A 20,640-nucleotide genomic window follows, 5' to 3' on the forward strand; every position below is an offset into this window, starting at 1 on the left:
AGCCTTCGGGCTGCGTTTTTTTTCGCCGGGCTTTTGCCGAGCCTCCGCAGGGCCAGGGGGCCGGCCGAGGAATAGGGCTTTCCCCGGGAAACCCGGATAATGGCGGCCGCTTCGCTTTATTCGTCTGCACACATTTTTGGATTCGCCATGGAAATCAAGGTCAATTTTCTCGACAAGCTGCGCCTGGAGGCCAAGTTCGACGACTTCACGGTCATCGCCGACCAGCCCATCCGCTACAAGGGCGACGGCTCGGCGCCGGGGCCCTTCGACTATTTCCTGGCCTCCTCGGCCCTCTGTGCGGCCTACTTCGTCAAGCTGTACTGCGAGACCCGCGGCATTCCCACGGAGAACATCCGCCTCTCCCAGAACAACATCGTCGATCCGGAAAACCGCTACCAGCAGACCTTCAAGATCCAGGTCGAGCTGCCGGCGGATATTTCCGAGAAGGACCGCCTGGGCATCCTGCGCTCCATCGAACGCTGCACGGTGAAGAAGGTGGTGCAGACCGGCCCCGAGTTCATCATCGAGGAGGTGGAAAACCTGGATGCCGACGCCCAGGCCCTGCTCACCGTCAAACCCGATGCCGGCCACCAGACCTACATCCCGGGCAAGGACCTGCCCCTGGAGCAGACCATCGCCAACATGTCCGCCTTCCTGGCGGGCCTGGGCATCAAGATCGAGATCGCCTCCTGGCGCAATCTGGTGCCCAATGTGTGGTCCCTGCATATCCGCGACGCCCATTCCTCCATGTGCTTCACCAACGGCAAGGGCGCCAGCAAGGAAAGCGCCCTGGCTTCGGCCCTGGGGGAGTACATCGAGCGCCTGAGCTGCAACCACTTCTACACCCACCAGTACTGGGGCGAAGAGATCGCCAACGCTCCCTTCGTGCACTACCCCAACGAGCGCTGGTTCAAGCCCGGCAAGAAGGACGCCCTGCCCAAGGAAATCCTCGACGAATACTGCCTGGAAATCTACAACCCGGACGGCGAACTGCGGGGCTCCCACCTCATCGACACCAACTCCGGCAACGTGCAGCGCGGCATCTGCTGCCTGCCCTTCGTGCGCCAGTCCGACGGCGAGGTGGTGTACTTCCCCTCCAACCTCATCGACAACCTCTACCTCAGCAACGGCATGAGTGCCGGCAACACCCTGGCCGAAGCCCAGGTGCAGTGCCTGTCGGAGATTTTCGAGCGGGCGGTGAAGCGGGAAATCCTCGAAGGCGAAATCGCCCTGCCCGACGTGCCGCAAGAGGTGCTGGCCAAGTATCCCGGCATCGTCGCCGGCATCCGGGGCCTGGAAGAACAGGGCTTCCCGGTGCTGGTGAAGGACGCCTCCCTCGGCGGCCGGTTCCCGGTGATGTGTGTCACCCTGATGAACCCCCGCACCGGCGGCGTCTTCGCCTCCTTCGGCGCCCATCCCAGCATGGAAGTGGCCCTGGAGCGCAGCCTCACCGAGCTGCTGCAGGGCCGCAGCTTCGAGGGCCTCAACGACCTGCCCCGGCCCACCTTCGAAAGCCAGGCGGTGACCGAGCCCAACAACTTCGTGGACCACTTCATCGACTCCAGCGGCGTGGTCTCCTGGCGCTTCTTCAGCGCCAAGGCCGACTACGACTTCGTCGAATGGGACTTCTCCGGCCACGGCGAAGAATCCAATGCCCATGAAGCGGCCACCCTGTTCGGCATTCTCGAAGAGATGGGCAAGGAGGCCTACCTGGCGGTGTACGACCAGTTAGGTGTCACCGCTTGCCGCATCCTGGTGCCCGGCTACTCGGAAATCTACGGGGTGGAAGACCTGATCTGGGACAACACCAACAAGGCCCTGGCCTTCCGCGAGGACATCCTCAACCTGCACCGCTTGAGCGACAAGCAGCTGGCCGCCCTGCTGCAACGGCTGGAAGAGAGCGAGCTGGACGACTACACCGACATCATCGGCCTCATCGGCGTCGAGTTCGACGAGAACACGGTGTGGGGCCAGCTGACCATCCTGGAACTGAAGCTGCTGATCCATCTGGCTCTGGGGCAGCTGGCGGAGGCCCACGACCTGGTGGGCGCCTTCCTGCAGTTCAACGAAAACACCGTGGATCGGGGCCTCTTCTACCAGGCCATGAACGTGGTGCTGGAAGTGGTGCTGGACAAGGATGAAGGCGGGGACCTGGACCTGGCCGACTACGAGGCCAACTTCCGCCGCATGTTCGGCAACGAGCGCATGGACGCGGTGATCGGCTCGGTGCAGGGCACCCTGCGCTTCCACGGCCTGACCCCGACCAGCATGAAGCTGGAAGGGCTGGACCGGCACCAGCGGCTGATCGACAGCTACAAGAAGGTGCACGCCGCCCGGGCCAAGGTGGCAGCCGGCGGCTGACCCGGAACGGCGGCCCCGCATCGGCCGCCGCCGCACTCCCATAAAAAAAAGCCGGGCCCGAGGGCCCGGTGAAATTCGTTCCAGGGAGGGAACGAGCGCTATTCCTGCGTGTGCTTCGCTTCCAGCCACAGGGCGTTGACCACCGCCAGCAGCACGGCGAAACCCAGGCCGAGAATCCAGGTGAAATACCACATGGCATGTACTCCTTTGCTTGATTAGTAGAGGGCCTTGTCGTTGGCGACGATGTAGTCCCGGGTCACCTTGCCGGCCATCACCCGATAGGCCCAGCCGGTGTAGGCGATGACGATGGGGGTGAAGATCAGGGCCACGTAGAGCATGACGTTGAGGGTCACGTAGCTGGAGGTGGCATCCCAGGCGGTGAGGCTGGCCTTGGGCAGGGTGGAGGACGGCAGCACGAAGGGGAACAGGGCGACGCCGGCGGTAAGGATCACCGCCAGGCAGGCCACGGAGGAGCCGACGAAGGCCACCAGGGTCTTGCCGGCCCGCAGGCAGGCCAGGGCCAGCAGCCCCCCCGCGTAGGCCAGGGCAGGCACGGCCCACAGCAGGGGATACTTCTGGTAGTTGGCGAACCAGGCACCTGGCTGGCGGACCACTTCCTTCATCAGGGGATTGAGGGCACCGCCCACGTCGGCGATGGACTGGATGACGAAGCCGTCGAGACGGCCCACCCATACCCCGGCGGCGGAGAAGGCGGCCAGCAGCAGCACCGCCAGCACCGTACCGGCGCCCCTGGCGCGGGCCTGCAGCTCCCCTTCGGTGCGGTGGGCGAGGAAGGTGGCGCCCTGCAGGGCCAGCAGGGACAGGCTCACCACGCCGCAGAGCAGGGCGAAGGGATTGAGCAGGGCCCAGAAGCTGCCGGTGTAGAAGGAGCGCATGGTTTCGTCCAGATGGAAGGGCACCCCCTGGAAGAGATTGCCGAAGGCCACGCCGAACACCAGGGCCGGCACCGCGCTGCCGGCGAACAGGCCCCAGTCCCAGGCGCTGCGCCAGGCCGGATTGGGCAGCTTGGAGCGGTACTCGAAGCCCACCGGACGGAAGAACAGGGCGAACAGGACCAGCAGCAGGGCCCAGTACATGCCGGAGAAGGCGGTGGCATAGACGAAGGGCCAGGCGGCGAAGATGGCGCCGCCGGCGGTGATGAACCACACCTGGTTGCCGTCCCAGTGGGGCGCCACGGTGTTGATCATGACGCGGCGGTCGGTGTCGTCCCGGCCGAGGATGGGCAGCAGGGTGCCGACGCCCATGTCGTGGCCGTCCATGATGGCGAAGCCGATGAGCAGCACGCCCACCAGCAGCCACCAGATGAGTTTCAGGGTCAGATAATCGAACAGCATCTCAGTCGTCTCCTCAGGCGTTGGCGGGCGCGGCGGCGGGCTGCAGGGCGGCGGGGCCGAGGCGGGCGTACTTGAACATCAGGTACATCTCGGCGACCAGCAGCAGGGTGTAGAAGCCGACGAAGCCGGCGATGGAGCCCCACAGGCTGGCGGCGGAAAGGCTGGAGGCCGACAGATGGGTGGGCAGCATGCCGAACACCGTCCACGGCTGGCGGCCGTATTCGGCGACGAACCAGCCGGACTGGATGGCGATCCAGGGCATGGGGATGAACCACAGGGCCCAGCGTAGCAGCCAGGTCTTCTGCTGGAAGCTGTTCTTGACGCTGTGCCAGAAGGCCAGCCCCACCAGCAGCAGCATGGCAAAACCCAGCAGCACCATCAGGCGGAAGGTCCAGAACAACGGCGCCACCCTGGGCACGGAGTCGTGGGCCGCCTGGTCCAGCATGGCCGGGGTGGCCTGGGCCAGGTCCGGGCTGTAGCGCTTGACCAGCATGCCGTAGCCCATGTCCTGCTGGTGCTTGGCGAAGGAGGCCTTGGCCGCTGCGTCGGCCGGATTCTGGCGCAGGGCCTCCAGGGCCAGCACCGCCTGCACGCCGCTTTCGATGCGCTGCCGGTTGGCAGCGCGGATTTCCTTGATGCCGGGCAGGGTCTCGGACACGGAGCGGGTGGCGATCAGGCCCAGCACGTAGGGAATGCGGATTTCCCAGTCGTTGGCCTGGCGTTCCTCATTGGGCCAGGCCAGCAGGTTGAAGCCCGCCGGCGCCGCTTCCGTCTCCCACATGGCCTCGATGGCGGCCAGCTTGGACTTCTGGGATTCGGACACGGCATAGCCGGATTCGTCCCCCAGCACGATCACCGACAGGCACCCGGCCAGGCCGAAGGCGGCGGCGATGCGGAAGGAACGGCGGGCGAACTCCACGTGCAGGCCCTTCAGCAGATACCAGGAGGAAATGCCGAGCACGAACAGGGAGCCGGTGACATAGCCGGCGGCCACCGTATGCACGAACTTGGACTGGGCCACCGGGTTGAACACCAGGGCGGCGAAATCCACCAGTTCCATGCGCATGGTCACCGGGTTGAAGGTGGAGCCCACCGGGTCCTGCATCCAGCCGTTGGCGATGAGGATGAGCACGGCGGAAAGGTTGGTGCCCAGGGCCATGAGCACGGTCACCGCCAGGTGGCCGGCCTTGGACAGGCGCTGCCAGCCGAAGAAGAACAGGCCCACCATGGTGGATTCGAGGAAGAAGGCCATCAGCCCCTCGATGGCCAGGGGGGCGCCGAAGATGTCGCCCACGTAATGGGAGTAGTAGGCCCAGTTGGTGCCGAACTGGAACTCCATGGTGATGCCGGTGGTGACGCCCAGGGCGAAATTGATGCCGTAGAGCTTGCCCCAGAACTTGGTCATGTCCCGGTAGATTTCCTTGCCGCTCATGACGTAGGCGGTCTCCATCACCACCAGCAGCCAGGACAGGCCCAGGGTCAGCGGGACGAAGAGGAAGTGGTACATCGCCGTGGCGGCGAACTGCAGCCGCGACAGGTCAACGACCGTCGAATCGATCATGGTGAACCTCCCTTATGGGTTGTTTTGTGGAACCGGTGAGCTGCTGGGCCATGCGCTGTTCATCCACGGCGACCCGGTAGGGGGCCACGTAGTTGAGCCACAGCACGCGCAGGAGAATGATCTTGAGCAGGAGCACCACGGCCAGGTGACAGGCCAGGCGGTGGCGGGCAAGGAAAGCGGAGAGGCCGCGGCGGGGCCGGGCGGACGAGACATGCTGGGCGGACAAGGGACACTCCCTTCCAGGCGGGGCGGCGAAGGCCCCGGGGAAAAAGGACGCCCCATTGCTGGGGCGTCAATCCTAGTCGTTAGTCCAGGCTTGGAAAGCTTAGACGGGGCGGATTCTGACCGCCGGCGGCGGCCTCGGGAAGTGACTAAATGTCACGCGACAAGCGGTCACGCCCTGCCCATAATGCCGCCGTCGCCACCCCTTCGGAGCCGCCTGCATGCCCTCGCCAGCGCCCTTCCCGCCGCCCCGGCCCCTGCGCCGCCTGCGCCTCGACGCGGACCTCCTGATCGCCCTGCGCTGGGGCTCGGTGCTGGCCATGGCCGCCATCACCCTGGGCTTTCCCCGCCTGCTCGGCATCACCATCGCCCCCCTGCCCCTGCTGGCCACGGCCACCTTCCTGGCGCTGGTGAACGGCGCCGCCATGTTGCTGCGCCACTGGGACCGGGAACCCATTCCCGCCATGACCCAGCTGATGGTGGACCTGCTCTCCTGGAGCATCGTCATCTACTTTTCCGGCGGCGCCACCAATCCCCTCATCTCCCTGCTACTGCCCGTGGTGGCCATCGGCGCCGCCATGCTGCCGACCCTGCAGGCCTGGCTGCTGGGGGCCTTTTCCATCCTCACCTATTCCTTCCTGTGGAATTTCTACCAGCCCCTGGAAGTGAAGGACGCCACCATCGCCGTGCAGCTGCACCTGCTCGGCATGTGGCTGACCTTTCTCGCCTCCGTGCTCATCTCGGTGTGGTTCATCACCCGCATGACGGCCGCCATCCGCATCCGCGACCAGGCCCTGGCCCGGGCCCGGGAAAACGAGATCCGCAACGGCTGGGTGGTCTCCCTCGGCACCCTGGCCGCCGGCGCCGCCCATGAACTGAGCACGCCCCTGGCCACCATGAAGCTGGTGGTGGACGATCTGGTCGAGGATGCCGAACTGCCGCCCCGGACGCGCCAGGAACTGGCGGGCCTGAAACTGCAGATCGACAAATGCAAGAGCGCCCTCACCCGCCTCACGGCGGAGGCCGGCCGGCCCCGGGCCGAGGAGCGCCGCCAGCGGCGGGTACAGGACTGGCTGGAGGAATGCGCCCACGGCTGGCGGGCCCTGCATCCGGCCGCCAGCATCGCCCTGCGCATCGATGCAGAAGCCGCCGGGCGCCTGGTGGCCGCCGACGTTGCCCTGGAACAGGCCCTGCACAACCTGGTGGACAACGGCGTGCGCTTCAGCCCCGAGTGGCTCGAAGTCAGCGCCGCCGTGCATGGCCCCTGGCTCCACCTGGTCATCGCCGACCAGGGGCCGGGCATTCCCGAAGATGTGCTGGCCGCCGCCGGCCAGCCCCTGCCGGTGCATTCGGACTCGGGCCTGGGCATCGGCCTGCTGCTGGCCCGCAGCGCCATCCAGCGCTGCGGCGGCCAGCTCCATCTGGCGCCCCGGCAGCCCCGGGGCACCGACGTCACCCTCAAACTTCCCCTCAAGGATTGCTGACATGAATCCCGTCACCGACGCTGCCGACGGCAACGAATCCCCCCTGCTGCTGATCGTGGACGACGACCAGGCCTACTGCAGTGCCCTGGCCAAGGCCATGGGCCGGCGCGGCTTCCAGACCATCGCCGGGCACGACCCGGAGAGCGCCCTGGCCCTGGCGGCCCGGCACGAACCGGAGTACGTCGTGCTCGACCTCAACCTGGAAGGCAAATCGGGCCTCAACCTGATCGAACCCCTGCTCGAATGCAGCCCCGGCGCCCGCATCGTGGTCCTCACCGGCTACGCCAGCATTCCCACCGCCGTCGGCGCCATCAAGCTGGGGGCCCTGGAATACCTGATCAAGCCGGTGGAGGCCGGCGACATCGTCAAGGCCCTCACCGCCGACCACTGGGAAATCCCCCCCATCGCCACGGACGAGCGCATGACGGTGCAGCGGGTCGAGTGGGAATACATCCAGCGCATCCTGCGGGAAAACGGCGGCAACATCACCGCCACCGCCCGCTCCCTGAAAATGCACCGGCGCACCCTGCAGCGCAAACTGGCCAAGCACGCCCCCGCCGCCTGAAGCCCATGGCGGCGCCAGATCTGCACCGCGGCTACGATCCGCGGCTATCCGTCAAGCCTTGAAAAAGGCGGGAAAACCGAGGAACATCCGCCCCCTTCGTCGATCCGCGCCGGCCTGCCGCCGCGGATCGCGCCACTACCAACCGACGGCGGAGGGGCCATGGCCTTCAAAGACAATCCTGCGGAATTCCGCATCATCGACATCGCCCTGATCGAGCCCGGCCCGGACCATGTGCGCCAGCACTTCGACGAGGCCAGCCTCAAGGGCCTGGCCAACTCCATCGGCCGCAAGGGCCTGATCCATCCCCTGGTGGTGCAGCCGGCGGACGGCGCCGGGCGCCACGCCCTGGTGGTGGGCGAACGCCGCCGCCGCGCCGCCCTGCTGGCGGGCGAGACCGCCGTGCCGGTACTGGTGCGGGCCTGCAGCCCGGAGGAAGTGCTGGAAGTGCAGGTCTTCGAGAACCTGGGCCTGGGCGTGCGCGCCGCCCTGGACCCGCGGGACATGGCCAACGCCATCCAGACCATTGCCGAGCGCTTCGAGAGCAAGGATGCGGCCGCCGAACACTTCGGCCGCACCGCCACCTGGCTGGCCCAGGCCACCGCCGCCGCCAACCTGTCGCCCCAGGTCAGCGCCCTGCTCGAGTCGGGCAAGATTTCCAGCACCAGCACCGCCATCCAGCTGGAGAAGCTGGCCCAGAAGAACGAGGCCAAGGCGGAAACCCTGATCGGCCAGATCGCGCAGCTGCCCGAAGGGGAGAAGCTGCCCAAGCAGGTGGTGGAAAAGGTTCTGGTGGAAGAAGGACTGCGCCGCGGCAAGAAGCCGGACACCCCGCCGCAAGCCGCGCCGGATATGGTTCCCAGCCCGGCTGCAGCCCAGGTGGCAAGCCCCTCCCCGGTCACGGCCGATGTGCCGCCCTGGGAAGAGGCCCCCGTCGCTCCCGCGGCGCCCGCCATGCCGGCGGCACCGGCGACGGAACGGCGCCGGGTCAATCCGGGCAAGGTGAAGATGGTGGCCGAAATCCTGGGCCTGGAAGCGGAAGACGAAGAGGCCGTGCTGGCCCGCCTGATCGACGAATTCCTGGCCCTCAAGGGCGCCTGAGGCATCCCCCGCCAGGCCCGTCCCGGGCCTGGAAAGCAGCCCTCCGGCTGCCGGCAGGAAAAAGCGGCGGCGCCCAGGCCGCCGCTTTCGTTTTTACTTCACGTCGAGCTCTACTTCACGTCAAACTCGAAGCGGGCGGCCACCTGGCCTTCCACCAGCACCTGCAGGCGGCGGTGGCCCGCCGGCTCGTTGGGGCCCACCGACCACTCGGCATAGATGTGCCCGTCCATGGGGGCCAGCAGGCGCTCGCTGACCTGGGTCCGCTTGTCGTTGGAGAGGCCCAGGTTGCGCGCCACTTCCTTCTCTTCCGCCGTGCCCTTGTTGGGCCGGGGCTGCACGTATTCCTCGCTGACCTTGAGGGTGCGCTTGCTGGTCTTGACCTCGATCACCCAGCCGTAGCGCTGGCCCAGCACGTGGGGCACCACGTCGGTGGGAGTGAACACCAGGTCGCCCTTCTTCTCTTCAAAGATGCCGAATTCGGCGGCCACCACTTCCACCGGGGCTTCCGCCGGCGGCGCGCCGTGGGCCAGGCTGCAGACGAGGAGGAGGGAGAACAGGAATGGGCGCAGCATGGATGGCTCCAGTGGGTGTGGGGGAGGCGCCGCCGCCGGCTTCAGGGGCGCGGCTGCCGGCGCCGGGGCGCCGGGCCGGAAATGGCCTGGGGCGCAGGGGCCTGGGGACTGCTCGGGTCCTCCGCCAGGCTGCGGGCCCGCAGCTGGCCGCAGCCGCCGTCAATGTCCTGGCCGGCGGAATTGCGCAGTTTGGTCAGGATACGCCGCTGGTGCAGGTAGCGGGCCAGATGCCGGGCCCGTTCCCAGGCCGGGCGGCGGAAGGCGCCCTCGCCAGCCTCATCCTCCCCGCCGACGGCGTTGAAGGGGATCAGGTTCATGATGGCGTATTTGCCGCTGAGGAGGCGGACGATGCCGTCCATTTCCGCCTCGCTGTCATTGACCCCGTCGAGCAGGGTCCATTGGTATTGGATGGGATAGCCGGTGCTGCGGGCATATTCCTCGCCCAGTTCCACCAGTTCCTCCGGCGTCAGGCGCGGCGCCTTGGGCAGCAGCTGGGCCCGCAGCTCGGCCCGGGTGGTGTGCAGGGAAAGGGCCAGGGCCGGCTTCACCGCCTGCCGGGGCAGACGCTCGAAGACGCGGCGGTCGCCGACGGTGGAAAAGACCAGGTTCTTGTGGCCGATGCCGCCGGCGCTGCCGAGCAGGTCGATGGCGGCCAGCACGTTGTCCAGGTTGTGGGCCGGTTCGCCCATGCCCATGAAGACCACCTTCTTCACCGGCCGCCGGGCCCGGGCCAGCACCACCTGGGCCACGATCTCGCCGCTGGAGAGCTGGCGCAGCAGGCCATCCCGGCCGGTCATGCAGAAGGTGCAGCCGACGGCGCAGCCCACCTGGGTGGAGACGCAGACCCCGTCCCGGGGCAGCAGCACGCTTTCCACCGCCTGGCCGTCGCCCAGGCGCACCAGCAGGCGCGCCGAGCCGTCGGCCCCCGGGTGTTCGGAATGGACCCGGGCCAGGGCCTCCAGGTCGGCGGCCAGGGCCGGCAGTTCCTCCCGGATGGCCTTGGGCAGGTAGTCCTGGGCCTGGCGGCGGCGGGCGCCGGCATCTAGGGGCTGGGCCTGGAGCCAGGCGCGCAGCACCCGGTCCTCGTGGCAGGTCTTGGCGCCGAGGGCGGCCAGGCGTTGGCGGATGTGTTCGAGTTGCATGGGGGCGGAATGCTAGCACCGCCGGCAGCGCCGGCATAGGCGCCGCGCCGCTTGCGGCTCCCGGCGGCGGTGCCCCTAGGCCCCGGGCTCGGCCCAGAGTTCCAGCAGGGCCCCCACCAGATCCGCGTCGCCGCCGCTGCGGGGGCAGACCAGGGACAGCTGGTAGTCCGGCAGGAGCACGGCCAGGTCATAGACGCGGAAGGCCGGATCGGCGCCCGCCGCCAGGCTCTCCACCTCCGAGGCCGGCAGCACCGCCAGGCCGCGGAAGCCCTGCAGCAGCAGGTCCCGCAGCATGCCGGCGTCGGAACTGTAGAGGGCCACCCGGGGCAGCAGGCCGGCTTCGTGGAACTGCTGCTGCAGGCGCTCGTAGGTGCCGATGCCGACGGAGCGGCGCAGCAGCAGCAGGGGATGGGCGGCCAGCTCGGCCAGGCCCAGGCGCTGCCCGGGGGCGAAGAGGTCGGCGGGGCCCAGGGCCACCGAGGGCGAGGCCCGCAGGCGGTGCACGTTGAAGCTGTCGGGCTGCAGGGGCGGCTGCATGAAGGCCAGGTCCAGCTGGCCGGTGCGCAGCAGGTGTTCCAGGTAGCTGGAATCCCCCACCACCAGGCCGATCTCCCGGGCCGGGAAGCGGGCCATGAGGGCCTCGCAGCGGGCCAGCCAGGGGGCGCGGCAGGTGGGCGAGAGGCCGATGCGCAGGGCCGGGCCGCTCTGGGAGGCGAGACGCAGCACCTCGTCCCGGGAGGATTCCACCGCCCGCAGGATGTCCCGGGCGCGGCGGTAGAACAGGCGCCCGGCCTCGGTCAGCTCCAGCTGCCGGCCCTTGCGCAGGAACAGGGGGGTGCCCAGTTCCTCCTCCAGCTCCTTCAGACGCTGGCTGAGGGGAGGCTGGGCCATGTGCAGTTCCCGGGCGGCCCGGCTGATCTGGCCCTGCTCGACGATGGTGCAGAAGTAGTGCATGCGCTTCAGATCCATGGGCCACCCATATCAATTCGATATTCCAGACAACGAAAACGGTATTTTATTCGCCACGCCGGAATCCTTAACATACCGGATTGCTTAATCAAGCCGCCATGTCATGCAGAGCCCCCCGCGGGCCGCCGGCGGCCTTCCCCGGAGAAATACCCCATGCTGGGACCCCTGGCCAACAGCGCCGCCCTGATCCTGGGCGGCCTCGGCGGCGCCGTGCTCGGCCGCCGCCTGCCCCGCCGCGTGCGGGAAACCCTGCCCCTGACCTTCGGCATCATCGCCGCCGCCATCGGCACCACCCTGATGAACAAGGTGCACGCCCTGCCGGCGGTGGCCCTGGCCCTGATCCTGGGCTCCCTGGCGGGGGAGTTGGCCCATCTGGAACGGGGCCTGGAGAAGGCCATCGGCTGGGCCCAGCGCCAGGCGGAAAGGCTCATGCCGGGGGAGAAGGGCAATCCCCGGGTGGAAGGCTTCGTCGGCAAGTTCGTCACCCTGCTGGTGCTGTTCTGCGCCAGCGGCATGGGCATTTTCGGCGCCACCCAGGAGGGCATGACCGGGGATGCCCACATCCTCCTGGCCAAGTCCATCCTGGACCTGTTCACCGCCCTCATCTTCGCTGCCGAACTGGGCCCGGCGGTGGCCCTCATCTGCCTGCCCCAGCTCCTGGTACAGGGCGCCCTCTTCCTCGGCGCCGGCCTGCTGGTGCCCCTGGCGACGCCGGAGATGCTGGCCGACTTCTCCGCCTGCGGCGGCGTCATCATGATGGCCACGGGCCTGCGCATCTGCGGCATCAAGTTCTTCCCCATCGTGAACATGCTGCCGGCCCTGTTCCTGGCCATGCCCTGCTCCCTGCTGTGGGCCCGCTGCTTCGGCTGAGCCCGGGGCCGCGCTGCGGCTGACAGCCGGCCGCCCGTTTCTCCCGCCGCCCGCCTCTCCCGCCGAACGCATCGGCCCCGGCGCTGTCCGACCATTTTGGCCAGCACGCCGATCCTGGCTCCCCTCCTGCCGTTTCATGACTTTTGCCCGCCGGAGCCGGAGCCGGCCTATGCCATACTGCTAGGCGAACGGGATGGAGCGCCATCCCCGCCGACCATTCTCGCCCTCCCCTTTCCAGGTGGCCCGATGACGCAGTTCCCCGCCGTCCCCGCAATCACCCGCCTGCTCGGCGCCCTGCTCCTGGCGTGCTGTGCGGCCCTGTCCGCCGGGCCCGCCGGTGCCGACGAGCCGCCCCTGCGAGTCACCAGCGACGACAACTATCCGCCCTACATCTTCCGCGACCCGAGCGGCCAGCCCGTGGGCTATCTGGTGGACCTGTGGTCCCTGTGGGAGCAGAAGACCGGCCGCCGGGTGCAGCTGATCGCCACCGACTGGGGCCGGGCCCAGCGCCTCATGGCGGAGAACGAGGCGGACGTGATCGACATGATCTTCCACACTGCCGCCCGGGATGCCCTCTACGAATTCTCCCAGCCCTACGCCAACCTGCCGGTGGGCATCTACAGCCACAGTTCCATCAGCGGCATCAGCAACACGGACAACCTCAAGGGTTTCCTCATCGGCGTCCAGGTCGGCGACGCCTGCATCGAGGAACTGCAGGGCAAGGGCGTCACCAACCTGCGCCAGTTCAAGAACTACGCGGAAATGATCGCCGCCGCCGTGGCCGAGGAGATCAAGCTTTTCTGCCTGGACCAGCTCCCGGCCAACTACTACCTCTACCGCCTGGATCTGCAGCGCCAGTTCCGCAAGTCCTTCGACCTCTACCAGGGGCGCTTCCACCGGGCCACGCGCAAGGGCGACACGGCCACCCTGGCGGCGGTGGAACGGGGCATGGCCCTCATCAGCAACGAGGAACGGGCGGCCCTGGAAAAGAAGTGGATGGGCTCGAGCATCGACTACGTGCCCTACATGCCCTACGCCCGGTACTTCGGCCTGGGCCTGGCCCTGCTGCTGGTCGCCGGCGCTGGCCTGGCCCTCTGGGTACGGGTGCTGCAGGCGGCCGTGAAACGCCGCACCGCCGAGCTGGAACGGCAGCGCAGCCACCTGCACACCCTGCTGCGGGGCATTCCCGACCCCCTCTGGCTGAAGGACGAGGCCGGCGTCTTCATCGCCTGCAACCCGGCCTTCGAACGCATGATGGGCCGCCCGGAGCAGGAGATCATCGGCTGCAGCGACTACGACTTCGTCAGCCGGGAACAGGCCGATTTCTTCCGCGACAAAGACCGCCAGGTGCTGGCCGCCGGCACGCCCCAGAGCAACGAGGAATGGATCACCCAGGCGGACGGCTCCGGCCAGCGCCTGTTCGAGACCGTCAAGACGCCCATCGTCGAGCCCCAGGGCAAGGTGCTGGGCGTCCTCGGGGTGGCCCGGGACATCACCGAGCGCAAGCGCCTGGAGGCCGAGGTCAGCAATTACAGCCACCACCTGGAAGAGCTGGTGGCCGAGCGTACCGAGGAACTGGCCCGGGCCCGGGACGCGGCCAATGCCGCCAACGTGGCCAAGAGCGCCTTCCTCGCCAACATGAGCCACGAGATCCGCACGCCGATGAACGCCATCATCGGCCTCACCCACATCCTCAAGAAGGGCGAGCCCTCGCCCCAGCAGCAGGACCGCCTGGACAAGATCGACGATGCGGCCAGCCACCTGCTGTCCATCATCAACGACATCCTGGACCTCTCCAAGATCGAGGCCGAGCGCCTGGTGCTGGAGGAACAGCCGGTGGAGCTGGGGCGCATCGTCAGCCACATCTTCTCCATGCTGGCCGAGGGGGCGCGCAAGAAGGGCATCGTCCTCAAGTCGGAAGTCGATCCCCTGCCGCCCTACCTGCTGGGGGACCCGACCCGCCTGACCCAGGCCATCCTCAACTACGCCAGCAATGCGGTGAAATTCACCGAATGGGGCAGCGTCACCCTGCGGATCAAGGTGCTGGAGCTGACGCCGGCGGACGTCTTCCTGCGCTTCGAGGTGGAGGACACGGGCATCGGCATCGCCCCGGAAGTCCAGCCCCTGCTGTTCGCCCCCTTCCAGCAGGCCGACGGCAGCACCAGCCGCCGTTTCGGCGGCACCGGCCTGGGCCTGGTCATCACCCGGCGCCTGGCCCAGATCATGGGTGGCGACGCCGGCGTGGACAGCCGCCTGGGCTTCGGCAGCACCTTCTGGTTCTCCGCCCGGCTCAAGCTGGGCGAGGCCCGGGCCGCCCTGCCCGAGGACGGCCCCCGCCCCGATTCGGCCGAAGGCGAACTGCTGCAGCACTACCGGGGCACCCCCATCCTCCTGGCCGAAGACGATTCCATCAACCAGGAGGTGGCCCGGGAACTGCTCGAATACGCCGGGCTGCGGGTGGACATCGCCGCCGACGGCAACGAGGCCGTGGCCTGCCTGGAACGGGGGACCACGCCCTACGCCCTGGTGCTGATGGACATGCAGATGCCCGGCATGGACGGTCTGGAGGCCACCCGCCACATCCGCCGCCTGCCCGGCATGGAAAACCTGCCCATCATCTCCATGACCGCCAACGCCTTCGGCGAGGACCGGGAGCGCTGCCTGGAGGCAGGCATGAACGACTTCGTGCCCAAGCCGGTGAATCCGGAAGTGCTCTACGCCATGCTGCTGAAGTGGCTGCCCCGGCCCCAGACGCCCAACGCCTGAGCCATTTTTGCCGCCCGCCCCACGCTTTTGCTGGCCGTGGTAGCCCGGGCGGCTACAATAAGCCCCTGCCGCCACGGCCCCCTGCCCCGCTTCCGGGGCAATCCGGCCCGCCCGGCGCGGCCTCTTTCTGACCACTTCACCAACGGAACCAGCGCACCATGTTCGAACACGTCGATGCCTACGCGGGCGACCCCATCCTCACCCTGGTCGAAACCTTCCACAAGGACCCCCGGACCACCAAGGTCAATCTGGGCATCGGCCTCTATTACGACGAACAGGGCCGCATCCCCCTGCTCGGCTCCGTGCGCCAGGCCGAGGCCGCCATCGCCGCCGCCCCCGCGCCCCGCTCCTACCTGCCCATGGAAGGCGCCGCCGACTACCGGGCCGTGGTGCAGAAGCTGCTCTTCGGTGCCGACAGCGCCGCCCTCAAGGCCGGCCGCGTCGCCACCATCCAGACCCTGGGCGGCTCCGGCGCCCTGAAGGTGGGCGCCGACCTGCTCAAGCGCTACTTCCCCAAGAGCGAAGCCTGGGTCAGCAACCCCACCTGGGACAACCACCGCTCCATCTTCGAAGGCGCCGGCATCGCCGTGCACGACTATCCCTACTACGACGCCAACACCGGCGGCGTGGACTTCGCCGGCATGGTCGCCTGCCTCAAGGGCCTGCCCGAGCAGAGCATCGTCCTGCTGCACCCCTGCTGCCACAACCCCACCGGCGTGGACCTCTCCCGGGAGCAATGGCAGCAGGTGATCGCCATCGTCGCCGAGCGCAAGCTGATCCCCTTCCTCGACATCGCCTACCAGGGCTTCGGCGACGGCCTCGATGAAGACGCCTACGCCATCCGCGCCCTGACCGATTCCGGCCTGCCCTTCCTGGTCAGCAACTCCTTCTCCAAGAACCTCTCCTTCTACGGCGAACGGGTCGGCGGCCTCTCCGTGGTGTGCAAGGACGCGGAAGAAGCCGGCCGGGTCCTGGGCCAGCTCAAGTTCACCGTGCGCCGCAACTACTCCAGCCCCCCCATCCACGGCGAACTGGTGACCACCATCGTTATGAACGATGCCGCCCTCCACGCCGAATGGGTCAAGGAAGTGACCGAGATGCGCACCCGCATCCAGGCCATGCGCCAGAAACTGTATGAAGTGCTGACCGCCCGGGTGCCGGGCAAGGACTTCTCCTACTTCACCAAGCAGCGCGGCATGTTCAGCTACACCGGCCTCTCCCCCGCCCAGGTGGACCGCCTGCGGGAAGAGTTCGGCGTGTACCTGGTGCGCTCCGGCCGCATGTGCGTGGCCGGCCTCAACACCGGCAACGTGGCCTACGTGGCCGAAGCCATGGCGGCGGTGCTGCAAGGCTGACGGGATTTCCCCGGCGATCTGCCGGGAGAAGCAAAAGGGACGGCCCTCCCGGCGATGCCATTGCCGGGAGGGCCGTCTTTATTGGGGTGTGGCGGGGTGGGTGGTTGTGATTGTCTGCCTGGGTATGGCGGACTGTTTCTCGAGGCGAAGCCGGGTGTGATTCCTCGAAGGCGGGATGCCTGAGTCTTCAGGCGCAAGGGGTGTCTGAATCTTCAGACGTGGTGGGTTTAGTTACCGCTGTGTTCCGCGCCTGACGCGCGGGTTACTTATTCTTGTCTCGCCAAGAATAAGTAACCAACAAGAAGGCGAGCCCGGTTTGGCGCCCCGCGTGCCGCGGGGTTCCCTGCGCTACTCGCTTCCGGCGGGGGCTGCGCAACTCGGGCCTAAAGGCCCTCAAACAGTGCTCGCCCTTTTCCCGCCACAAGCTCCGTTGCTCGGCGCCGCACAGGGCCAAGATTGGCGCTCTCCGAATTCAGCTATCAATCCAACGCGGTAATTACCAGAGAAAAGCAGATGTTCAACGTGGAGTTGAGGCGCCTGCGCGGCTTTTCGTGCAGGTTGCCTCGAACGCAGGGTTATGCGTCATTGCCCCACCTCTGAAACCGCTTCATTTCCAGCGAAGGGAGCTTCGGGAAACGACGCAAGACCATTGGAGTTGAGTATTGCCTTTCGACACTCTGCCGCATAAGAGGCATCCTCTTGGTCAGCCAAATAGCGCGCTGCGCGAAATAGGTCTTGAGTTGCGACCAGAGCAGTAGATGATGATTGGGCCGCTGTTACACACTTCTCCGTGAACCCGATGTCGCGCTCCGCTGGAGGCATAAGCCTATAGCCGTTCCCAAATAGCACGCCCTTTGCAGGCGTTGTTACTTCATCACGCTGTAGATCCTCGTGGATGTTCATAGCTAGCTGTCGTAGCTTATCCACGTTGATCGCTTTGCTATCCTTTCCTTCGGCTTCGCCAATTAGGCGGCCTTCCACGGATTCAAAGACAACATCAAACTCTGAGCTTCCCTCTTTATATGGCTGCGCGTTGAAGCCTAATAGGCGCAGCGCGTCAATGATTGCGTTTTCAAGAGGCTTACCCTTTTCATACAGAAGGTCGCGCAATAGGCCGACAGACTGGAGCTTCTCGATGATGTCTTCCTTGTTTCGTTGGGCCAATTCCAGTTGAGATTCGGCTTCAAGTAGATCAACGCGAAGACTACGCTCCGCAGCTAGGGAATACTTTGGGTCCGAAGCCCATGCAGGTTGCGGGGTAACTTCACCTGCGCTGTGGAGTGCGGCATCTAAAGCGATAGCTGCGCTGATAAATCGAGCGGAAAACTGGACGGCTTCATCTGTCCAGTTCTCTCCTTTCTCGTCGAGAAACTCAGCCCGATAAAACTCGACGTTCGGCAAGCATGCAAGCGTGCCGCTTGAGCTCTTGCTACGGAGTAAGACGCCGACAGTTTTTTCGCCATTCTTTGTTATCAGACACGCCGGATAGTTCCTGTTCGTCAATAGCACGTTGTATTCGGACTCGCCAGCAAACTCTGACCAATACGGAGCAAGAACCTCAGCGCCCTTCGACGCTAGCCGAACTGCGGTGCCACATGTGTTTGTTGGGCCTAAATCGGCCGGAATGCTGTGATAGTTGTTGTATGGCGTCACTATCCGCGTAGTGGCGCGATTTCTTCCGGTACCCGAATACTGACGGTCGCCAGTGTCGATGTACACCTCTTGAACTGCCGTGAGAAAGACGATCACCGTTTTCCCCGACTCGACGGCTTGCTTGATCTCACGGCGCCAATGCTCGCAGGCTTCCTTTAGTTGGAACGAGCGACTGTCGCTTAGACTTGGCCTACCTTTATATTGGTCATCGTATGTGATGAATTCGCCGATAAGTGGCTTAAATATGACGATATCCCAGTCAAGCAAAGAGGCCCTTGAAGTGAACTCCTCATGAGCAACGTCGTCAGATGCCAATTCAAGGCCAACGGTCAGAATCTTCTTAGCCATGTTGATGAAGCCTAGGTTGATGACGCATAACGTTGTAGGTAAGGGGCGCTGCGCGGCGCTTTATCGCGCGGCGTCCAGCGACCGAAGGGAGCGGCCTTGACCGCGGTGTTAGCCCTCATGGCGCTCTATGTGGACGACTACAGGTGATTGAGCATCCATAAACATGTAGCACCGCCCAAAGAGTGTCTTTTTTCCGAAGTCGTCAAAGGCGTTTTGACCGAGTGGCGTGATTAAGACCTCCGACGTGGCGAGCGCCCGTTGGTGCTGTTTGTCAATTTCGCTCCAGTGTTCTTCAGCAATGTCGGAAAGTACGAGACTCGCGACATCATGGTTGTACTGAACGAGGATATTTCCGTCCTTCATGTTTAGCGGGTTCATGTCAGGGTGAGCATGAAAGACGTTGTGAAGCGCCTGCTTTGCGTGTCCTTCGGCCGCAACGTCGCTAAGGCCATTTGGGAGGATAGCAACCGTGCCATGGCCGAAAACCGCAAAGTCACGTGAGCCATTGGTATAGAAACGAAAGCGTTCAATGATGCGCTCAAGCGGTTGTGTTACCTCTGGCTTCCAGTCTGGAACAGGAGGGAACTGTCTAGGTGGTTCAGGCGGAGGTTGTTTTTTCTTGAAGAGACCAAACACTGTGCATATCTCCTGAGGGCTAACTAGTATCTATGGACTCCCCCGATTTGCAAGTAAGAAACAAGTGGTTGGTTCTTTGGTAACAGCCTGCAGGAATCTATCCGGCCTACTTTGATACCCGTCGGTATCGGCCCTGATGACATTCGCTCCGTGGAAGCCTCATTAGTAGAGCGGCCTGGATGCGGCCAAACACGTTATCAGGCTGGTTCCACGTCGGTCTGCACCGTTGTCCCATCAACTCATTTCGCTCGCAATCTTCAGGCGGGAATCGTTCTGATCAATCGGTGGATCAAAGCAAGCCTTAGCTTGCCACCTGGTATTCAGTACCACGGGATAGCATTGCCCAAATGATACGTGCATTTTTGGCAGCCAGTGCAACCGCGGCCACGTTCGTACAACTGCGCTCTTTGAGGGCTTCTGCCCAGACGCTCTTTCGATCCGTTCTGCCTGTCGTCAGTCGCAATACCGAGCGGGTACCGTGTATCAGCAAGGTGCGCAGGGTGACATCGCCCCGTTTGCTGATGGAACCGAGTTTCGTCTTGCCGCCGCTGGAATTTTGCCGGGGCGTCAGCCCCAGCCAGGCGGCAAACTGTCGGCCACTCTTGAAGGTGCTGGCATTGCCGACGCTGGCGACCAGCGCGGTCGCAGTCACCGGGCCCACGCCCTCAATGGCCATCAGCCGACGCGCCGGTTCGCAAGCCTTGGCCAAGGCCGATATCTTGCGATCGTAAGCCAGAATTCTTTCGTCGAGTGTGCGTAGGCGGTCGTGCAGGTCGCCAATGGTTTCCCGGGCCAGGGGTGGCAGTTGACGACCACCGGCGCCAATCTCGCCCAGCAGTCGCCGTGCCTGGGCGATACCTTGTCCGATCACAATCCCGAATTCACCCAATAGCCCACGCACTTGATTGACCAGCGCGGTTCGCTCAGAGACAGTCAGGGCTCGAACCCGATGGACGGCGAGCACCGCTTGGGCCTCTTCCGACTTGACCGGTACAAAGCGCATGTTCGGCCGACCTACGGCTTCACAGATTGCTTCGGCATCGTTGGCGTCGTTCTTGCCACTCTTGCGGTAGGGAGATACGAACTGGGCGGCCATCAGACGGGCATCGTGGCCCTGTTTGATCAATTCACGCGCCCAGTAATGGGCCCCCGCACAGGCCTCGATGCCAATCAGGCTGGCCGGCGTATTGGCAAAAAAGGCGAGAACTTCTCCGCGGGAAAGCGTCTTCTTGAGCACTGTCTTGCCCTGCATATCCACGCCATGGACCTGGAAAACTGTCTTGGCGATATCCAGACCAACGCGAGCAACCTTCATGGCACACCTCCTTCACGAGCTCACAGCACTTTGGCTGCAATGCCTTCAGTGTCCCGCTGGGCGGGTGGGGGAGTCCATTTCATTAGTAGACGACAAAAGTGTCCAATAAAAATGGGGCTGTCCAATATCCTGGAAAACCGGACAGCCGAATCGATTGTCCCGCAACGGATTCAGCGAACCTTCCGTTTACTGGCCTCACTAAAAGTCCGTGAAACCGGACAGCCTCAAAGTTACCGTCGGCACACCCACACCGCAACCAAAAGTTGCAAATCGCATATCTCACCCCCCCCCAGGCCCAACCGGCGCGACCACCTTCGCTACGCCACCGGTTTTCCTTCCCCTTCCCCCCCCGCCGAGCAGCGCAAGGC

General features: G+C 65.4%; 17 protein-coding genes. 7 read left to right on the forward strand and 10 right to left on the reverse strand.

Translation table 11 applies throughout. The features are described from left to right. Nucleotides 1-147 precede the first annotated feature (147 nt). Entirely contained in the window at nucleotides 148-2,361 is a 2,214-nt protein-coding gene (locus tag AZSP09_RS06695; protein ID WP_152089543.1) for an OsmC domain/YcaO domain-containing protein, read from the forward strand. A 98-nt stretch (nucleotides 2,362-2,459) separates the two neighbouring features. Here the strand turns inward: AZSP09_RS06695 and cydX are convergent, their stop codons facing one another. Genes cydX through cydP form a run of 4 tightly spaced genes read right to left on the reverse strand, consistent with a single transcriptional unit; the run spans nucleotide 2,460 to nucleotide 5,503 of the window. Continuing rightward, nucleotides 2,460-2,555: a cytochrome bd-I oxidase subunit CydX gene (gene cydX, locus AZSP09_RS06700; RefSeq protein WP_014236989.1), complete on the reverse strand. Its 96-nt coding sequence runs from the start codon at nucleotides 2,553-2,555 to the stop codon at nucleotides 2,460-2,462. Between the two features lie 21 nt (nucleotides 2,556-2,576). Continuing rightward, entirely contained in the window at nucleotides 2,577-3,716 is a 1,140-nt protein-coding gene (gene cydB, locus AZSP09_RS06705) for a cytochrome d ubiquinol oxidase subunit II (protein WP_152089544.1), read from the reverse strand. Between the two features lie 13 nt (nucleotides 3,717-3,729). Continuing rightward, nucleotides 3,730-5,277, reverse strand: coding sequence for a cytochrome ubiquinol oxidase subunit I (locus AZSP09_RS06710; protein WP_152089545.1), 1,548 nt, complete (start codon nucleotides 5,275-5,277; stop codon nucleotides 3,730-3,732). Next, complete coding sequence (gene cydP, locus AZSP09_RS06715) at nucleotides 5,255-5,503, reverse strand: cytochrome oxidase putative small subunit CydP (protein ID WP_014236986.1); 249 nt, start codon at nucleotides 5,501-5,503, stop codon at nucleotides 5,255-5,257. The genes AZSP09_RS06710 and cydP overlap by 23 nt, the downstream gene beginning before the upstream one ends. 217 nt (nucleotides 5,504-5,720) lie before the next feature. On the opposite strand from cydP, the gene AZSP09_RS06720 reads away from it, so the two are divergent. The 3 genes from AZSP09_RS06720 to AZSP09_RS06730 all read left to right on the forward strand — a co-directional run bounded on the left by AZSP09_RS06720 (nucleotide 5,721) and on the right by AZSP09_RS06730 (nucleotide 8,646). Beyond that, on the forward strand, nucleotides 5,721-6,983 hold the full coding sequence (locus AZSP09_RS06720) for a sensor histidine kinase (RefSeq protein WP_152089546.1): 1,263 nt from the start codon (nucleotides 5,721-5,723) through the stop codon (nucleotides 6,981-6,983). Nucleotide 6,984: 1 nt separating this feature from the next. Continuing rightward, nucleotides 6,985-7,548 (forward strand): response regulator transcription factor, encoded by a 564-nt coding sequence (locus AZSP09_RS06725; protein ID WP_014236984.1) that lies wholly within the window; start codon nucleotides 6,985-6,987, stop codon nucleotides 7,546-7,548. A gap of 159 nt (nucleotides 7,549-7,707) precedes the next feature. Continuing rightward, nucleotides 7,708-8,646 carry a ParB/RepB/Spo0J family partition protein gene (locus AZSP09_RS06730; RefSeq protein ID WP_152089547.1) on the forward strand — a complete coding sequence of 313 codons (939 nt, stop codon included), beginning with the start codon at nucleotides 7,708-7,710 and terminating at the stop codon, nucleotides 8,644-8,646. A gap of 110 nt (nucleotides 8,647-8,756) precedes the next feature. Here the strand turns inward: AZSP09_RS06730 and AZSP09_RS06735 are convergent, their stop codons facing one another. The 3 genes from AZSP09_RS06735 to AZSP09_RS06745 all read right to left on the reverse strand — a co-directional run bounded on the left by AZSP09_RS06735 (nucleotide 8,757) and on the right by AZSP09_RS06745 (nucleotide 11,329). Then, a complete protein-coding gene (locus AZSP09_RS06735; RefSeq protein ID WP_130458123.1) occupies nucleotides 8,757-9,218 on the reverse strand; it encodes a hypothetical protein in 462 nt (153 codons plus the stop codon). 41 nt (nucleotides 9,219-9,259) lie between these two features. Then, nucleotides 9,260-10,360: an RNA methyltransferase gene (locus AZSP09_RS06740; RefSeq protein WP_152089548.1), complete on the reverse strand. Its 1,101-nt coding sequence runs from the start codon at nucleotides 10,358-10,360 to the stop codon at nucleotides 9,260-9,262. 75 nt (nucleotides 10,361-10,435) lie between these two features. Beyond that, nucleotides 10,436-11,329, reverse strand: coding sequence for a LysR family transcriptional regulator (locus tag AZSP09_RS06745; protein WP_232058864.1), 894 nt, complete (start codon nucleotides 11,327-11,329; stop codon nucleotides 10,436-10,438). Nucleotides 11,330-11,482: 153 nt separating this feature from the next. On the opposite strand from AZSP09_RS06745, the gene AZSP09_RS06750 reads away from it, so the two are divergent. From AZSP09_RS06750 to AZSP09_RS06760, 3 genes are all read left to right on the forward strand, one after another. After that, nucleotides 11,483-12,199 (forward strand): DUF554 domain-containing protein, encoded by a 717-nt coding sequence (locus AZSP09_RS06750; protein WP_014236979.1) that lies wholly within the window; start codon nucleotides 11,483-11,485, stop codon nucleotides 12,197-12,199. A 246-nt stretch (nucleotides 12,200-12,445) separates the two neighbouring features. After that, nucleotides 12,446-14,965 (forward strand): response regulator, encoded by a 2,520-nt coding sequence (locus AZSP09_RS06755; protein ID WP_152089549.1) that lies wholly within the window; start codon nucleotides 12,446-12,448, stop codon nucleotides 14,963-14,965. A gap of 158 nt (nucleotides 14,966-15,123) precedes the next feature. Further along, the gene (locus tag AZSP09_RS06760; RefSeq protein ID WP_152089550.1) at nucleotides 15,124-16,320 is read left to right on the forward strand and encodes an amino acid aminotransferase; all 1,197 of its coding nucleotides are present in this window, start codon (nucleotides 15,124-15,126) and stop codon (nucleotides 16,318-16,320) included. Nucleotides 16,321-16,902: 582 nt separating this feature from the next. Here AZSP09_RS06760 and AZSP09_RS06765 read toward each other — a convergent pair. The 3 genes from AZSP09_RS06765 to AZSP09_RS06775 all read right to left on the reverse strand — a co-directional run bounded on the left by AZSP09_RS06765 (nucleotide 16,903) and on the right by AZSP09_RS06775 (nucleotide 20,272). Then, nucleotides 16,903-18,321 carry a hypothetical protein gene (locus AZSP09_RS06765; protein ID WP_197739068.1) on the reverse strand — a complete coding sequence of 473 codons (1,419 nt, stop codon included), beginning with the start codon at nucleotides 18,319-18,321 and terminating at the stop codon, nucleotides 16,903-16,905. A 108-nt stretch (nucleotides 18,322-18,429) separates the two neighbouring features. Continuing rightward, nucleotides 18,430-18,957, reverse strand: a complete 528-nt coding sequence (locus tag AZSP09_RS06770) for a hypothetical protein (RefSeq protein WP_152089551.1) — start codon at nucleotides 18,955-18,957, stop codon at nucleotides 18,430-18,432. A 301-nt stretch (nucleotides 18,958-19,258) separates the two neighbouring features. Continuing rightward, nucleotides 19,259-20,272, reverse strand: a complete 1,014-nt coding sequence (locus AZSP09_RS06775) for an IS110 family transposase (protein WP_152089232.1) — start codon at nucleotides 20,270-20,272, stop codon at nucleotides 19,259-19,261. Nucleotides 20,273-20,640: the final 368 nt, after the last annotated feature.

The organism is Azospira sp. I09 (genome assembly GCF_009177135.1).
GTDB lineage: Bacteria > Pseudomonadota > Gammaproteobacteria > Burkholderiales > Rhodocyclaceae > Azospira > Azospira oryzae.

Coding starts and splice junctions, on each gene's coding strand:
- AZSP09_RS06750 (WP_014236979.1), top strand. CDS start 11,483: ATGCTGGGACCCCTGGCCAACAGCGCCGCCCTGATCCTGGGCGGCCTC.
- AZSP09_RS06720 (WP_152089546.1), top strand. CDS start 5,721: ATGCCCTCGCCAGCGCCCTTCCCGCCGCCCCGGCCCCTGCGCCGCCTG.
- AZSP09_RS06745 (WP_232058864.1), bottom strand. CDS start 11,329: ATGGATCTGAAGCGCATGCACTACTTCTGCACCATCGTCGAGCAGGGC.
- cydB (WP_152089544.1), bottom strand. CDS start 3,716: ATGCTGTTCGATTATCTGACCCTGAAACTCATCTGGTGGCTGCTGGTG.
- AZSP09_RS06710 (WP_152089545.1), bottom strand. CDS start 5,277: ATGATCGATTCGACGGTCGTTGACCTGTCGCGGCTGCAGTTCGCCGCC.
- AZSP09_RS06695 (WP_152089543.1), top strand. CDS start 148: ATGGAAATCAAGGTCAATTTTCTCGACAAGCTGCGCCTGGAGGCCAAG.
- AZSP09_RS06765 (WP_197739068.1), bottom strand. CDS start 18,321: ATGGCTAAGAAGATTCTGACCGTTGGCCTTGAATTGGCATCTGACGAC.
- AZSP09_RS06735 (WP_130458123.1), bottom strand. CDS start 9,218: ATGCTGCGCCCATTCCTGTTCTCCCTCCTCCTCGTCTGCAGCCTGGCC.
- AZSP09_RS06730 (WP_152089547.1), top strand. CDS start 7,708: ATGGCCTTCAAAGACAATCCTGCGGAATTCCGCATCATCGACATCGCC.
- AZSP09_RS06775 (WP_152089232.1), bottom strand. CDS start 20,272: ATGAAGGTTGCTCGCGTTGGTCTGGATATCGCCAAGACAGTTTTCCAG.
- AZSP09_RS06725 (WP_014236984.1), top strand. CDS start 6,985: ATGAATCCCGTCACCGACGCTGCCGACGGCAACGAATCCCCCCTGCTG.
- AZSP09_RS06740 (WP_152089548.1), bottom strand. CDS start 10,360: ATGCAACTCGAACACATCCGCCAACGCCTGGCCGCCCTCGGCGCCAAG.
- AZSP09_RS06760 (WP_152089550.1), top strand. CDS start 15,124: ATGTTCGAACACGTCGATGCCTACGCGGGCGACCCCATCCTCACCCTG.
- cydX (WP_014236989.1), bottom strand. CDS start 2,555: ATGTGGTATTTCACCTGGATTCTCGGCCTGGGTTTCGCCGTGCTGCTG.
- AZSP09_RS06755 (WP_152089549.1), top strand. CDS start 12,446: ATGACGCAGTTCCCCGCCGTCCCCGCAATCACCCGCCTGCTCGGCGCC.